12 protein-coding genes are annotated in these 13,585 nt (G+C 46.3%); 9 read left to right on the top strand and 3 right to left on the bottom strand.

The features are described from left to right. The first annotated feature begins 167 nt into the window (after window positions 1–167). Window positions 168–413 (top strand): RNA-binding protein, encoded by a 246-nt coding sequence (locus G7Y39_RS08480; protein ID WP_165156890.1) that lies wholly within the window; start codon window positions 168–170, stop codon window positions 411–413. A gap of 123 nt (window positions 414–536) precedes the next feature. Beyond that, a complete protein-coding gene (locus G7Y39_RS08475) occupies window positions 537–1,775 on the top strand; it encodes a hypothetical protein (RefSeq protein WP_165156888.1) in 1,239 nt (412 codons plus the stop codon). 56 nt (window positions 1,776–1,831) lie between these two features. Here G7Y39_RS08475 and xyl3A read toward each other — a convergent pair whose 3' ends face one another. Then, a complete protein-coding gene (xyl3A, locus tag G7Y39_RS08470; protein WP_165156886.1) occupies window positions 1,832–4,438 on the bottom strand; it encodes a xylan 1,4-beta-xylosidase in 2,607 nt (868 codons plus the stop codon). A gap of 205 nt (window positions 4,439–4,643) precedes the next feature. On the opposite strand from xyl3A, the gene G7Y39_RS08465 reads away from it, so the two are divergent. Further along, window positions 4,644–5,477: a DUF5032 domain-containing protein gene (locus tag G7Y39_RS08465; RefSeq protein WP_165156912.1), complete on the top strand. Its 834-nt coding sequence runs from the start codon at window positions 4,644–4,646 to the stop codon at window positions 5,475–5,477. 141 nt (window positions 5,478–5,618) lie between these two features. Here the strand turns inward: G7Y39_RS08465 and G7Y39_RS08460 are convergent, their stop codons facing one another. Next, window positions 5,619–6,266 (bottom strand): superoxide dismutase, encoded by a 648-nt coding sequence (locus G7Y39_RS08460; protein ID WP_165156884.1) that lies wholly within the window; start codon window positions 6,264–6,266, stop codon window positions 5,619–5,621. Window positions 6,267–6,461: 195 nt separating this feature from the next. On the opposite strand from G7Y39_RS08460, the gene G7Y39_RS08455 reads away from it, so the two are divergent. From G7Y39_RS08455 to G7Y39_RS08435, 5 genes are all read left to right on the top strand, one after another. Then, a complete protein-coding gene (locus G7Y39_RS08455; RefSeq protein ID WP_005856730.1) occupies window positions 6,462–7,001 on the top strand; it encodes a pyruvoyl-dependent arginine decarboxylase in 540 nt (179 codons plus the stop codon). Between the two features lie 237 nt (window positions 7,002–7,238). Continuing rightward, a complete protein-coding gene (gene nfo / locus G7Y39_RS08450) occupies window positions 7,239–8,084 on the top strand; it encodes a deoxyribonuclease IV (protein WP_165156882.1) in 846 nt (281 codons plus the stop codon). A gap of 4 nt (window positions 8,085–8,088) precedes the next feature. Next, window positions 8,089–9,498, top strand: coding sequence for a sodium:proton antiporter NhaD (gene nhaD / locus G7Y39_RS08445; protein WP_165156880.1), 1,410 nt, complete (start codon window positions 8,089–8,091; stop codon window positions 9,496–9,498). A 12-nt stretch (window positions 9,499–9,510) separates the two neighbouring features. Then, complete coding sequence (locus G7Y39_RS08440) at window positions 9,511–11,151, top strand: dipeptidase (RefSeq protein ID WP_165156878.1); 1,641 nt, start codon at window positions 9,511–9,513, stop codon at window positions 11,149–11,151. Window positions 11,152–11,194: 43 nt separating this feature from the next. Beyond that, entirely contained in the window at window positions 11,195–11,677 is a 483-nt protein-coding gene (locus G7Y39_RS08435; protein WP_165156876.1) for a porin family protein, read from the top strand. A 129-nt stretch (window positions 11,678–11,806) separates the two neighbouring features. On the opposite strand, the gene G7Y39_RS08430 is transcribed toward G7Y39_RS08435, so the two are convergent. Next, window positions 11,807–12,445: an HAD family phosphatase gene (locus G7Y39_RS08430; RefSeq protein ID WP_165156875.1), complete on the bottom strand. Its 639-nt coding sequence runs from the start codon at window positions 12,443–12,445 to the stop codon at window positions 11,807–11,809. Window positions 12,446–12,672: 227 nt separating this feature from the next. Here G7Y39_RS08430 and G7Y39_RS08425 point away from each other — a divergent pair, with 227 nt between their 5' ends. Beyond that, on the top strand, window positions 12,673–13,482 hold the full coding sequence (locus G7Y39_RS08425; protein WP_165156874.1) for a DUF1080 domain-containing protein: 810 nt from the start codon (window positions 12,673–12,675) through the stop codon (window positions 13,480–13,482). Window positions 13,483–13,585: the final 103 nt, after the last annotated feature.

Genomic DNA, 13,585 nt, shown 5'->3' with positions numbered 1-13,585 from the left:
AATTCAAATAGAATGCTTTCCTTTGTGTCATGAACAAAAGATAGTTTGTATAGCTCTTTTATCTTTTAGCATTTATTCATCAGCGATGATGATACTTTCTTTTAGAGATTGACTTCACCAACCATCCTTGTTTTATTATTAATCTTTATTTTTTATATCATTTTCGTATGAATATTTACATTGGAAACCTGAATTATCGGGTAAGAGAATCGGACTTGCAACAGATTCTGGAAGAGTATGGTGTCGTAGACTCAGTTAAAATCATTGTTGATCGTGACACAAAACGTTCTAAGGGCTTCGCTTTCGCTGAGATGCCTAACGCTGTCGAGGCTCAAAAAGCTATCGAGGAGTTGAATCAAGCTGAGTACGAAGGTCGTCAGATGGTTGTTAAAGAAGCGATTCCCAGACGTTGAATTTTAGAAGGAAGAAATTTTTAAAATAAGACGAAAAAGCGAGGAAACGAGGTGAAAACTTCCGTTTCCTCGCTTTCTTTTTTGTGCGTATTTTGCTTATGTTCGCGAGAAATTTTAAGAGAGATGAAAAATATAGGAGTCAGGAGCCTCATTGTGGGTCTTTGCTTGATGGGGTTGGGGGACGTGCCTCCTTCGCTAAAAGCGCAGATCGTGGATCATGTCTATAAGACAGATTATCATATCGACCCGGAGAAGGCCCGGGAGTTGTCCGTGGAGTTGGATAATATCAGCTTCTTCAAGGATAACGAATATACAGGTCAATTTACCAAAGGGTATTCGTTGCCAGGGCTCTGGGTACAGGGTAAAGCGGTTTATTATCCCTTGCGGAATATCAAATTGGAGGCGGGTGTCCATCTGTTGATCTACCATGGGGCGAATAAATATCCGAGCATGGCTTATCAGGATATTGCCTATTGGAAGGGAAACCAATACCAAAAAGGGGTACATGTGTTGCCCTATTTCCGGGCGCAGATGACTCTCTCGGATCATGTGAACATCGTGCTGGGAAATATTTACGGCGCTTCTAACCATAATTTGATAGATCCCCTTTATAATCCGGAATTAAATTTGACTTGCGATCCTGAGGCTGGCTTGCAGTTGTTATATGACTCGAAGGCTTTCGACTTGGATGTGTGGGTGAATTGGCAGAGCTTTATTTTCCGGGAGGATGTGCATCAAGAGGTGTTTACCGTCGGGATCTCTTCACGGGCAAAGTACAACGAACCGACTTCCCGTTTCCATTTCTATACGCCGGTGCAAGGATTGGTGCAGCACAGAGGAGGCGAGATTGACACGATCTTCAACAATTCCGTGCAAACCTTGATGAATGGGGCGATCGGTATCGGAGGTGTATGGAATACAGGTCATCGTATTTTCAGGAGCGTGAACGTGGAACTGGATGCTACCGGTTATTATCAGCAGGCGGGAGAGATCTGGCCTTTTGATAGCGGATATGGCTTGTATGCCCGTGCTTCTGCGGATATATATGATTTTCGGGTGAAGACATCGTATTGGACTTGCAAGGATTTCATCTCTATGTTTGGTAGCCCGTTTTTCGGGGCAGCTTCGATGATAGACAAGAGGGCTACGTTCGACCATCCGCGGATGATCTACCTGGGGATGGAATATTCCCGGCAACTGGCGAAAGGCTTCTCGATAGGAGTGGATGTGGATGTTTTTCACCATCTCTCCGGAGATATGAATGATGCGGATGGAGTAAAACAACCGATGGGAAGTGCCACGAGTTTTACGGCAGGGGTTTACATGCGTGTCAATCCGTCTTTCCTGATTAAAGAATTTTGATCATTATCTTCATGGCTGAACACAGTAGTGTTCAGCCATGAAGATAACAGTGTTTTTTATTCAATCTCTAAATGGACCTTTTTCAGTGTTTTATCGTCTGATGAACCTCCATATAGGATTTGGTATTTACCCGGGCGAACTTCCATGGTTTGTGTATTGTCATTGAAAGATTGGAAAGCTTTCGGTTCCAACTGGATACTAACCGATTGTTCGCTGTTAGCCTTCACGTTGACACGTTTGAATGCTTTCATCGCTTTTAACGGTCCGGCGGGATCGTTCGGATTCTTGATGTAGATCTGAGCGACCTCGTCACCATCCATCTTGCCTGTATTGGCGATATCGAAGGAGAGGGTAACCGATTCGTTGGAAGCAATCTTATCCTTTGATAACTTGGCGTTCTTATAATCAAATGTCGTATAGCTCAAGCCGTAACCGAACGGATAAAGCGGAGTTTGCGTCATGTAACGATAGGTACGGCCCTTCATGCTGTAATCTTGGAAGTCCGGAAGCTGATCTATGGATTTATAGAACGTGATCGGCAAGCGTCCTGCCGGATTATAGTCTCCGAATAAGACGTCGGCCACGGCTGTTCCACCTTCTTGTCCGCCGTACCAAGCGTTCAGGATAGCGTTTACATGATCGTTCTCCCAATTCAACGCCAACGCACTACCCGTACATACCACGTATACCACAGGCTTTCCGGTGGCTACCAAGGCTTTGGCCATCTCCCTTTGTACGGCTGGGATCTCGATATTCGTGCGGTCGCCCTTTCGGAAACCTTCAGCGTCTACCGGCATTTCCTCACCTTCCAGACGTGGAGAGATACCACCTACAAATACGATGACTTCAGCGTCTTTAACCTTGTCGGCCGTAGCTTGGAAATCTACGGGTGTGCGTACGCCTACTGTAAAGTTCAGGTCCGCACTACCCGTGCGTTGCATATATTCGATCTTCACGGGATATTTCTCTCCTTTCTTAGCGTTTAGCGTATAGAGTCTTTCCGCTCCATATTCGTTTTCCCATACCTCGGCAACCTTCTCCGTACCGATATACAGCCGGAAAGCGTCATTTCCGGATAGTTTGAACTCGACAGGACCATCCATCGGAGACTCGAACTCGCCCGTGAAGCGAGCCGTGAAGTTCGTCAAGTTTACGTTTGGAGCGAATTGGGTGTTGCCTCCGGTGGTATAATGAAGTTCTTTCGCTAATCCTTTGTAGACGGGAGCACCCTCGAACTCGGTATTGTTGAAGAATTCGGAGGCGAAACCCTGTCCCGCCGTGGAAGACATGTGGCTACCTAGGTCTGTCACGACAAAATCGGCGGTATGGTTACAACCCAGCTCGTAGATAACCTCTGCGTTCGGGACTTTATTACGGATACCTTCCACGATCGTGACGGTCTTGGTCGGGAAGCCATTGTAGTTGGCCCATAACATGGTAGAGTCTGCTGCGTTCGGTCCGACTACGGCGATCTTCTTGATATTCTTGTCCAAGGGAAGTGTATTATTCTTGTTTTTCAACAAAACGATACTTTTACGTGCCATATCCAGTGCCTTGGCGATATGCTCCGGGCTCTCGACTACGCTGTAAGGTATCTTAGAATAAGGAACCCGCTCGTCCGGATCGAACATACCTAGCTCGAAACGGCCTTTCAGTAGGCGGCGTAAGGATACGTCCAAGTCTTTCTCCGAGATCTTGCCATCGGTCAAGGCTTTGTTTAACGCACGGTAGCTACCACCACATTCCAGATCGGTGCCGTTCAATACGGCGTCGGCGGATGCGCTCTCGGCGTCTGGGTGTGTCTCATGGCGAGGTGTATTTTTGTCTTTCCTCCAGAAATCATCGATAGCGCCGCAGTCAGACAGGATGATATTGTCGTACCCCCAACTGTTACGCAGGATATCGATCAGTAATTTGTCGCTGCTACAGCAAGGTTTACCCTCGAAACGGTTATAGGCACACATGACCTCTTGTACATCGCCCTCCTTAACCAATGCCTCGAAAGCCGGAAGATAGGTCTCGTACAAGTCACGAGGGGTAGCTTCTGCGTTGAATTCGTGGCGGTTCCATTCTGGACCACTGTGTACGGCGTAATGCTTGGCGCAAGCGTGTGTCTTGTAATAATTAGGATCATCACCTTGCAAGCCACGGGTTACGGCTACACCCATCTTCTCGGTCAAGTAAGGGTCCTCTCCATAGGTCTCCATACCCCGTCCCCAACGAGGGTCACGGAAGATGTTGATATTCGGGGTCCAGAAAGTAAGACCTTTGTAACGGTCGTACTCCTTGTCTTTTTGGTATTGATGGTATTTGGCACGGGCCTCATCGCTGACCATCGTGAAGGTCTCGTGAACGGCGTTATCATCGAAGGTAGCCGCCATAGCGATCGCTTGTGGAAATACGGTCGCACGTCCGGCACGAGCCACACCGTGAAGAGCCTCATTCCACCAGTCGTAGGCCGGGATTCCCAGACGCTCGATAGCGGGGGTTACGTTCATCATTTGGCCGATTTTCTCTTCCGGTGTCAGCCGGGATAATAGGTCGTCAATACGTTCCTCCAAGGGAAGATCTGGATTACGGAAAGGGTAATCTTGTTGTTTTTCACTACAAGAGGCGGTGAGTAGGAGGGTGATCACCGCTACTGTCAGTTGTTTCATTTTCATGTTATTAAATTTTAGATATTGTTTGTCTTACATTATTACTTATTGTAAACTATTTTGAGATAGATTGTTATCTTTGATATTGCTGGTGCAAAACTACGATTTTAGAAGCTTTTTTTCAAACAGGAATACTTAAAATAGGTTACTTTCGTGGTTATTCATTTAAAAGCTCTATTTTTGCCGTAACAGATTAAAACATGAGAGAATGATGAAGAGGTATCTATTTTTGTTACTAATAGGGGCTGCTGGTCTGACGGCCTGCGGAGATGATGACGATCCCGTTGTTCCAGAATTGAATAAGCTAACGAAAGTTTCTTGTTATAAAGACGGATCTTCAAGCCCGCTTTTTACCGCTGATATCAATTATATGAGCGATGGTAAGATCTCAAATATAAATTTGGGAGTGGATAAGTTATTGTTTATTTATTCGGAGGGTAAATTATCTGTCACAGGCATTCATTCGGGTGAGATCATAGAGGAGTATACCTTAAGCGGAAATGTAATCACAAGTAAGAGAATCACTCAAGAGAATTCATACGCCAGTAATGAGATCTATGTAAGCGATGAGTATTTCTATCGTTATTCGGGCTCGAATTGGGTGTTGACTTCTTGGAATGCACGTTGGCCGAAAGAGTTTGGGACGGGATATGAGGAGAGAAGTTATCCGGAGTACGAGAAATATACATGGGAGGATGGCAATGTGATTCTATATGCCCAATCATTGGATAGCCGGGAGATGAGGTACGAGTATAGTGTGGTGGAGGCTCCTAAGAACTTTCCTCTGCGAGTGATCGGTTCTTTCTCGCCAGTTGGCTTTGAGTCCGTAACCCCTCTGAACTTGTTATACGGTGTCCAGAACCGGAATCTTCCGATCCGTGCCTACACGTATACGATTCCTAACCAGAGCGAGGTGAAAGCTGAGTACAAATACACCTATACTACCGTGGGGGATTACATAACGGGTATGACTATCGATGAGAATGACGGAGGAACCGAAAGCTCTTATAAATATACTTTCGAGTATAATTTCGCTGTGAAGTAAGGAGATCGTTTGCGGATGTGAGGGTAGTAATAATGTTTTACAAAGCAATAGCTGGAGGCGTTTTTTCAAAAGGGGACGAAAAAGCCGTCCGGGAAAGTTTCCGGGCGGCTCTTCTCTACACGTAACTTACATCAAATTAAATCAATATCTCTTACCAACGGTTTCCCAGTCGATAATCCCCCACAATGCGTTCAGATGATCTGCACGGCGGTTCTGGTAATCCAAATAGTAAGAATGCTCCCATACATCGAATCCCAGGATCGGAGTCAATCCCTTAACGATCGGGTTACTACCGTTGGGCTCTTTGGTAATTGAAAGTTTGCCGTCTTTGTCTTTAGCCAACCATACCCATCCTGATCCGAACAAGCCTGTACCGGCAGCCACGAACTCTTTCTGGAAGTTCTCGAACGATCCCCACGTAGATTTGATAGCCTCGGCTAGCTTATCCGTAGGCTCGCCACCTCCGTTCGGGGAGAATTGGGTGAAATATAGATTGTGATTCAACACTTGGCCGGCATTATTGAAAATGGCTCCGTCAGACTCACGGACGATCTGCTCCAACGGAGCGTTCTCGAATTTCGTACCCTCAATCAGCTTATTAAGGGTATTTACATAGTTTGATAAATGTTTTCCGTAATGGAAATCAATTGTTTGTTTGCTGATAACTGGTTCTAAACCGTCGTTTGCGTACGGTAACCGGATTAACTCAAATTTCATAACTTCTTCTTTTTTAACTGTTGTTTGACTGTTTGTGATCATTAATAATAAACTTAAACAGAGTGTAAGCATTGTCTTTTGGTTTTTGATGTTGATTTGCTATATAAACAGAGCCGGGGAAATGAAAGTTTTAGGTCTGGCGATGATTTTTAGTGAAAATATGTTTGCGGCTAGAGTTTTATAGGGAAAACTATACGCTATATATCGCGAAAGTTTCTACTTTTGTGCGCTCTTAAGCTTTTATTAATTAGTAAAACATATTTGTAGATGGTAAAGAAAGTTGGGAATTTAATTCCAAACACCTTTTTTATTACAAAAGGAAGTGGTGAATCAGACTTGGAGAAACACGCCGGTTCTTACCACATGGCTCTTTATGACGCCGGTATCTCTGATTTCAATATCATGACGTATTCGTCAGTGATACCCGCTACGGCACATTTGGCAACCATGGATGAGTTAGACCTTCCTCCATTTGGTTCAGAAATGAAAACGATCATGGCTGTATCCCATGGGTATCAGGATGAGTTCGTGTCTGCTGGTGTGGTTTACGCGTGGATGTATAAGGATGAGAATTTCGATGAGAAGGTCGGTGGTCTTGTGTGTGAGGTCAGCGGACGTTACCGCATCGAGGAGCTTGAGTCTCGTCTGATCCGTGTTATCAACGATCTTCATCAGAAGACGTATGGTAAGTACTATCTTGGAGAGCTTAACTTTATCACCGAGGGAATCACGATCGAGAAACGCTATGGAACGGCGTTGGCCGCCCTTTGCTTCGTGGATTTTCTTCAGCCGGAGATCGAGGAATAAGTCGTGTTGAGTATTTTTTTGTGATATTTATAGAGTCGGTTCCTTTCAAGAGCCGGCTTTTTTGTTAACTTTGAACAATAAAAAGCATATAAATGTTGTTTTTGAGATATGAAGAGTATCTTTACGGACGAGCCCCGGCCGACTCATCACCCTGCAAGAGCGTGTGATGGAGGAGTTTGGTTGCTGTGGGTGTAAGACAGAGGATGAACATTATATAAATAAAAAAGTCAGGTTATTATGAAGTATGTTGGGGCTCACGTGAGTGCGGTCGGTGGGGTTGAGAATGCCCCCGTTAATGCCCATGAGATCGGTGCGAAGGCTTTTGCCCTTTTCACCCGGAATCAGAGGCAATGGAAGTCGCAGCCGTTGAAGGCGGACAGTATCCGTTTATTTAAGGAACGGTGTGAGGAGTACGGCTACGATCCGGGATGTATCTTGCCGCACGATAGCTATTTGATCAATCTGGGGAACCCGGACGCTGAGGGATTGCAGAAATCCCGTGACGCTTTTCTGGATGAGATGACACGTTGCGAGCAACTGGGATTGAACATGCTGAATTTCCATCCCGGAAGCCATTTGGGGAAGATGGATGTGGATGCCTGCCTATCCCGCATCGCCGAGTCGATCAATATCGCGTTGGCTCAGACGAATGACGTATGTGCCGTGATAGAAAATACGGCGGGGCAAGGTTCGAACTTGGGATATACCTTCGAGCAGATCGCCTATATTATAAATGAGGTAGAGGATAAGAGCCGGGTGGGAGTGTGTCTCGATACGGCGCACATGCTTGCCGCCGGTTATGATATAAAGACACCGGAGGGATTTACCGAGGCATTCCGTCATTTCGACGAGGTGGTCGGATTTTCTTATTTAAGGGGTATGCACTTGAACGATTCCAAGAAGGATCTGGGATCGCGTGTGGACCGACACGAGAGTATTGGTAAAGGCTTGATGGGTCTTGATACTTTCCGCATGATCATGGTGGATCCCCGTTTTGACAATATGCCCTTAATCCTAGAGACCCCGGACGAGGCGCTTTGGGAGGAGGAGATACAACTTCTGTATAAACAATTAAAATCCTGATCATATGTTCATTTTAATGCCTGTCGTTTTTGTCTTAGGAATCCTTGCTATTGCCTTGGAGGATAAGATCAAGATTAATAAGTCGGCCATTGCGTTGTTCATGGCTGTCTCTATGTGGATGATATTGATGTTCGACGCTTACGATATCTTCGTCGAACGCTCCAGTACGATTTTTCAGGAGTTCTTGACCCGGAACCCGGAGATGGCCAGCCTGCCCCCGCATGAACAATTTATTAATTTTATATCTAATCGTGCGATTGTTTATCATTTAGGAAACGTCTCCGAGACGCTTTTCTTCGTGATGTGTTCCATGTTGATCGTGGATATCGTGGATAAGCATGGTGGTTTCAGGGCTGTTACCGGATATATCTGTACGTCGAATAAACGTAAACTATTGTGGTCTATAAGTTTCGCTACTTTTTTCTTCTCTGCCTTATTGGATAATTTGGCGGCCGCTATCGTGATCATGGCGGTGTTGCGTAAGCTAGTTCCGGATCGTACGGATCGTTTGAAATATGCCTGTATGGTGATTGTAGCGGCGAATGCCGGTGGCTCATGGTCGCCGATCGGTGACGTGACGACCATCTTGCTTTGGGTCGGAAAGAATATTTCGGCGATGCACCAGATCTCCCACGTATTTATCCCCGCTTTGGTCAATATGTTGGTGCCGTTGACGATCGCCCATTTCTGGTTGTTCAAGAAAGGATCTACCTTGCGTGTGTTGGGCGAGGAGGAGCAAGGCGACGAGTACATGCCGGAAATACCGAATCGCTCACGCCGGATGATCTTCGTGATCGGCGTGCTTTCCTTGGCGTTGGTGCCTGTTTTCCAGGTGGCGACGAACTTGCCTCCGTTTGTGGGTGTCTTGTTGGGATTGGTGATTCTCTGGTTCTATACGGATTTGATGTATAGCAAGCTGCACATGCATGAGTCTCAGAAACTCCGTATCTCCCAGCTATTACCGAATATCGATTTGGCTACGGTCTTCTTTTTCTTGGGGATCTTGATGGCCGTGGGAGCATTGGAGACTTCCGGACAGTTAGGGATCATGTCCGCTTTCTTGGATGAGCATGTGCATGAGCCGTATCTGATCAGCTTCGTGATCGGAGCGTTGTCCTCCTGCGTGGATAATGTAGCCTTGGTAGCCGCTACGATGGGTATGTACCCGATCGTGGAGCAGGTGGCCGATTTATCGACTTACGCCCAGTTCTTCGTATCGGACGGTGGTTTCTGGACCTTCTTGGCTTATTGTGCCGTGACGGGTGGTAGCATCTTGATCATTGGTTCGGCTACGGGTGTTACGGTAATGGGATTGGAGAAGATCGATTTCATGTATTATACGAAACGGTTCTCTATCTTGGCGCTGATCGGCTATTGCAGTGGTGCCGGTGTATATATGCTTTTATTTGCTTAAAACTTTATTTATATGAAGAAGAGTTGGACTTTATTAACCGCTTGTGCCGCCCTGTTATCCGGGGTGGAGGCTATCGCCTGTACCGGTTTGCTGGTGGGCAAGAAGGCTTCGACAGACGGCTCGGTGATGATTAGTTATGCCGCAGACTCGCATTCCCTGTATGGGGAGATGTATCATTGGCCCGCCGCTACATGGCCGAAGGGCGCCATGCTGGAAGTGAAGGAATGGGATACGGGTAAACCGCTGGGCAAGATCGCCCAAGTGGAGAAGACCTATTCCGTAGTGGGCAACATGAACGAGTATCAGGTGGCTATCACGGAGAGTACGTTCGGCGGACGCCATGAATTAGTGGATACGATGGGTGTCATGGATTACGGTAGCTTGATCTATATTGCTTTGCAACGTTCCAAGTCAGCCCGCGAGGCAATCAAGGTTATGACGGACTTGGTAAAGGAATATGGCTATTACAGCAGTGGCGAGACGTTCTCTATCGCCGATAAGAACGAGGCTTGGGTGATGGAGATGATCGGTAAGGGGCCGGGCAGCAAAGGTGCCGTTTGGGTCGCGATCCGTATTCCGGACGATTGCATCTCGGCGCATGCCAACCAGTCGCGTATCCAACAGATTCCCTTCGACGACAAGGAGAATTGCATGTATGCGCCGGATGTGGTTTCCTTTGCGCGTGAGAAAGGATATTTCAAGGGGAAGGACGCTGACTTTAGTTTTGCCAAGGCTTATTGCCCGTATGATTTCAGCGCCTTGCGTGGATGCGAGGCTCGTGTATGGTCTTTCTTCCGCAAATATAACGCCACGATGGATCAGTATACGGATTTCATCAAAGGGGATCCCTCCAAGGAGCCGATGCCTTTGTATGTGAAGCCGAATCGTAAGCTTTCCGTGCAGGATGTGCAGAATGGTATGCGCGACCATTACGAGGGAACGGATCTGGATATGACGAAAGATGCCGGTGCAGGCTCGTACAAGGTTCCTTATCGTTGGCGACCGATGACATTCGAGGTAGACGGGCAGAAATATACGAATGAACGTGCTATAGCGACGCAACAAACGGGCTTCGTGATTGTTCCACAAATGCGTAACTGGTTGCCGGACGCTATCGGTGGTATCTTGTGGTTTGCCGTGGATGACGCTGATATGGCGGTCTTCACTCCGGTATATGGGTCGGTAACGGATGTCCCGGAGTGTTATCGGGTAGGAAACGGTGATTTGTTGAACTTTTCTTGGACTTCTGCTTTCTGGATTCATAACTGGGTGGCTAATATGGCTTACCACAAATATAGCTTCATGATTCAGGATATCCGTAAAGTACAGCAGGAGTTGGAGAATGCTTATCAAGAGACCGTACCGGCTATCGATAAGGCGGCTCAGGAGTTGTATGCCAAGGATCCGGCGGAGGCTGTCAGGTTCTTAACGTGGTATAGCATGACCAATTCAGACTCCGCTACCGCCCGCTGGAAGCGATTGGGTGAGTATTTGCTGGTAAAATACATCGATGGAAACGTGAAGAAAGAGGTGAACGGACAGTTCAAGCGTAATCCATACGGCCAGCCCGCTTATCCCGATTTCCCCGGATATGACGAGGACTATTACCGTAGCATAGTGAAGAGTGCCGGCGATCGGCTGAAAGTAAAATAAATACCAGTAATAATCTAATGTTGAACTAAACGAAAGAAAGCGTATGAAAAAGTTTGTAATGATGCTGATGTTAGCAGTCTTTAGTCTGGGAGCTTATGCGCAGACGCAGCAAGGACAATCTGCCGTGGGATTTAACATCGGTTATGGATTCGATTCGAAGAATGCCACGTTAGGAGTTGATTACCGCTATTGTATCACGGATGAGGTGCGTTTGAGCCCCTCCCTTACTTATTTCGTAAAGAATGACAATCACAGCACTTGGGCGATCGACTTGAATGCTCATTATGTAGTGAAGTTGAGTGAGATGTTCGGATTTTATCCATTAGCGGGGCTTAGTCTATCCTTTTGGAATTGGGATGCGGGCCATGGCCTTTCTCATAACGAGACTCGTCTGGGAGCTAATATCGGTTTAGGCGGTGAGGTTTATGCTACAGACAATCTTTCGATAGGATTGGAGGTGAAGTATAATATCATCAAGGATTTCGATCAAGCCATGCTGGGTGTTCGCGTGGGATATAGTTTCTGATCCCAATATCGTCACAGCCCCACGGCAGTACTGCCGTGGGGCTACATCAGTACTGCTTCCGGTTCTCTCCGATACCGGTGTGGCTCATTGCCGGTATGGGCGTTTCCTTCATTTCCTTTTTCTCGATGCTTACCATCTCAAGTAATCCTCGAACGTGACTTTCTCGAAATTGGGGATTACCTCATACACTACATCTCTTATAGATTCAGCCGGATTCGTCGTACTTAACCCGATGACACGCATTCCTGCGTCTTTCCCGGATTGTATGCCGTTGAAAGAATCCTCGAATACGATACAATCCTCGGGAGATACGTTCAGGTCTTTCGCCGCCAATAGATAACACATCGGATCGGGCTTACCTTGTGTGATGCGGTCGGCGGTCACTAAGGTATCGAATAGATTGTCCAGATGCAGAAGCCTGAAGGCTCGTTTCACCTTTGCGTTATCCGAGCTGGTAACCAAGCCTATCTGTACTCCGTGTTCTTTTAGCATACGGATGAACTCGATGGAACCAGGCATGGGAGGTAAGGGCATCGTCTTCTCATACTCTGTAGATTCTTTGATTACCATTTGGCGGAACTCCTCCGTATATCCGGAAAAATACTTCTCTAGAATATACGGTAGGGTCGTACCTTTTATAATACCAGCGAAATTATCGATACCTAAGCCATAACGTTTAGCGGCATCGTTCCAGAATAAATCGTAAACAGGTTCCGTATCTACTACTACACCGTCAAAATCGAATAAGGCGGCCTTTAGTTGTCTCATAGAATATTTATTTATGTACTTTATGCCGCGAAATTAATCTTAATAGTATTCAAACCAATCGAAATCGGTGTAGCTTTTATATGTAATTAAAACTTTTGAGCTAAAGTACGGCAAAAGTATTACAAATAGAAAGCGAATCCGATAATGTATATAAATATTTATGGAAAAAGGTTTATATTTGTGGACGCACACATTACTTGATTATACACATTAAAAAACAAATAAGAATGAAGACACTAGTAACTTGTACCGCCATGAGCGCCGTGCTTCTCTGTGCCTGCGGTGGAAAAAACACGCAAAGTACGGAAAAAACAGCTAAAGTAGAGACAACGGCCGTAGCCGAACCGATGATCAATCAATTAACCGAGCAAGAGAAAGCCGAGGGCTGGGTGCTCCTTTTTGATGGTAAGACAACGAAAGGCTGGCGTGGAGCGCATAAAGATGATTTCCCGGATCACGGATGGATGGTGAAAGACGGCGAATTAATCGTGCAGAAATCCGACGGTAGCGAGTCTACGAACGGAGGCGATATCGTTACGGAGGGTGAATATTCCGCCTTCGAGTTTAGCGTGGATTTTAAGATCACCGAAGGAGCCAATAGCGGTATTAAATACTTCGTGACCGAACAAGAGAAACAAAAAGGCTCCGCTTATGGCTTGGAGTTCCAGCTATTGGATAACGCTAAGCATCCGGATGCCAAGCTTTACACGACTTTCCCCGGTAGCCGTACCCTTGGAAGCCTGTATGATCTGAAGAAAAGTGAGAACATCCACTTCAATGGCGTAGGAGAGTGGAATACGGCCGTGGTGAAGGTATTCCCGAACAACCACGTGGAGCACTGGCTGAATGGTGTGAGGGTATTGGAGTACGAGCGTGGCAGCAAGGAGTTCCGTGATTTGGTGAAGGGCAGTAAATACGCGGATCCGTCTTACAGTTCGGGTGGTCCTTTCGGCGAGGCTTCGAAAGGACACATCCTCTTGCAGGATCATGGGGATGAGGTAGCGTTCCGCAATATCAAGGTAAAGGAGTTGAAATGATCGCATCGTGACTGATTTTTCGTAACAAAAGGGCGCCGATTTAAAAAAATTGTTACTTCGCGACGAATTCAGACTACTAACTTTAAAAGATAACAGGTAAATA

The sequence above is a fragment of the Parabacteroides sp. ZJ-118 genome (genome assembly GCF_011038785.1).
Taxonomy (GTDB): Bacteria; Bacteroidota; Bacteroidia; order Bacteroidales; family Tannerellaceae; genus Parabacteroides.
Note: the sequence above shows the minus strand (reverse complement) of the source record. Positions and strands in the feature narration are given on the sequence as shown.

Excerpts from the sequence above, each read along its gene's own strand:
- G7Y39_RS08435 (WP_165156876.1), top strand. The coding sequence starts at position 11,195 with ATGAAAAAGTTTGTAATGATGCTGATGTTAGCAGTCTTTAGTCTGGGA.
- G7Y39_RS08455 (WP_005856730.1), top strand. The coding sequence starts at position 6,462 with ATGGTAAAGAAAGTTGGGAATTTAATTCCAAACACCTTTTTTATTACA.
- xyl3A (WP_165156886.1), bottom strand. The coding sequence starts at position 4,438 with ATGAAAATGAAACAACTGACAGTAGCGGTGATCACCCTCCTACTCACC.
- G7Y39_RS08425 (WP_165156874.1), top strand. The coding sequence starts at position 12,673 with ATGAAGACACTAGTAACTTGTACCGCCATGAGCGCCGTGCTTCTCTGT.
- nfo (WP_165156882.1), top strand. The coding sequence starts at position 7,239 with ATGAAGTATGTTGGGGCTCACGTGAGTGCGGTCGGTGGGGTTGAGAAT.
- G7Y39_RS08480 (WP_165156890.1), top strand. The coding sequence starts at position 168 with ATGAATATTTACATTGGAAACCTGAATTATCGGGTAAGAGAATCGGAC.
- G7Y39_RS08430 (WP_165156875.1), bottom strand. The coding sequence starts at position 12,445 with ATGAGACAACTAAAGGCCGCCTTATTCGATTTTGACGGTGTAGTAGTA.
- G7Y39_RS08440 (WP_165156878.1), top strand. The coding sequence starts at position 9,511 with ATGAAGAAGAGTTGGACTTTATTAACCGCTTGTGCCGCCCTGTTATCC.
- G7Y39_RS08460 (WP_165156884.1), bottom strand. The coding sequence starts at position 6,266 with ATGCTTACACTCTGTTTAAGTTTATTATTAATGATCACAAACAGTCAA.
- G7Y39_RS08475 (WP_165156888.1), top strand. The coding sequence starts at position 537 with ATGAAAAATATAGGAGTCAGGAGCCTCATTGTGGGTCTTTGCTTGATG.
- nhaD (WP_165156880.1), top strand. The coding sequence starts at position 8,089 with ATGTTCATTTTAATGCCTGTCGTTTTTGTCTTAGGAATCCTTGCTATT.
- G7Y39_RS08465 (WP_165156912.1), top strand. The coding sequence starts at position 4,644 with ATGAAGAGGTATCTATTTTTGTTACTAATAGGGGCTGCTGGTCTGACG.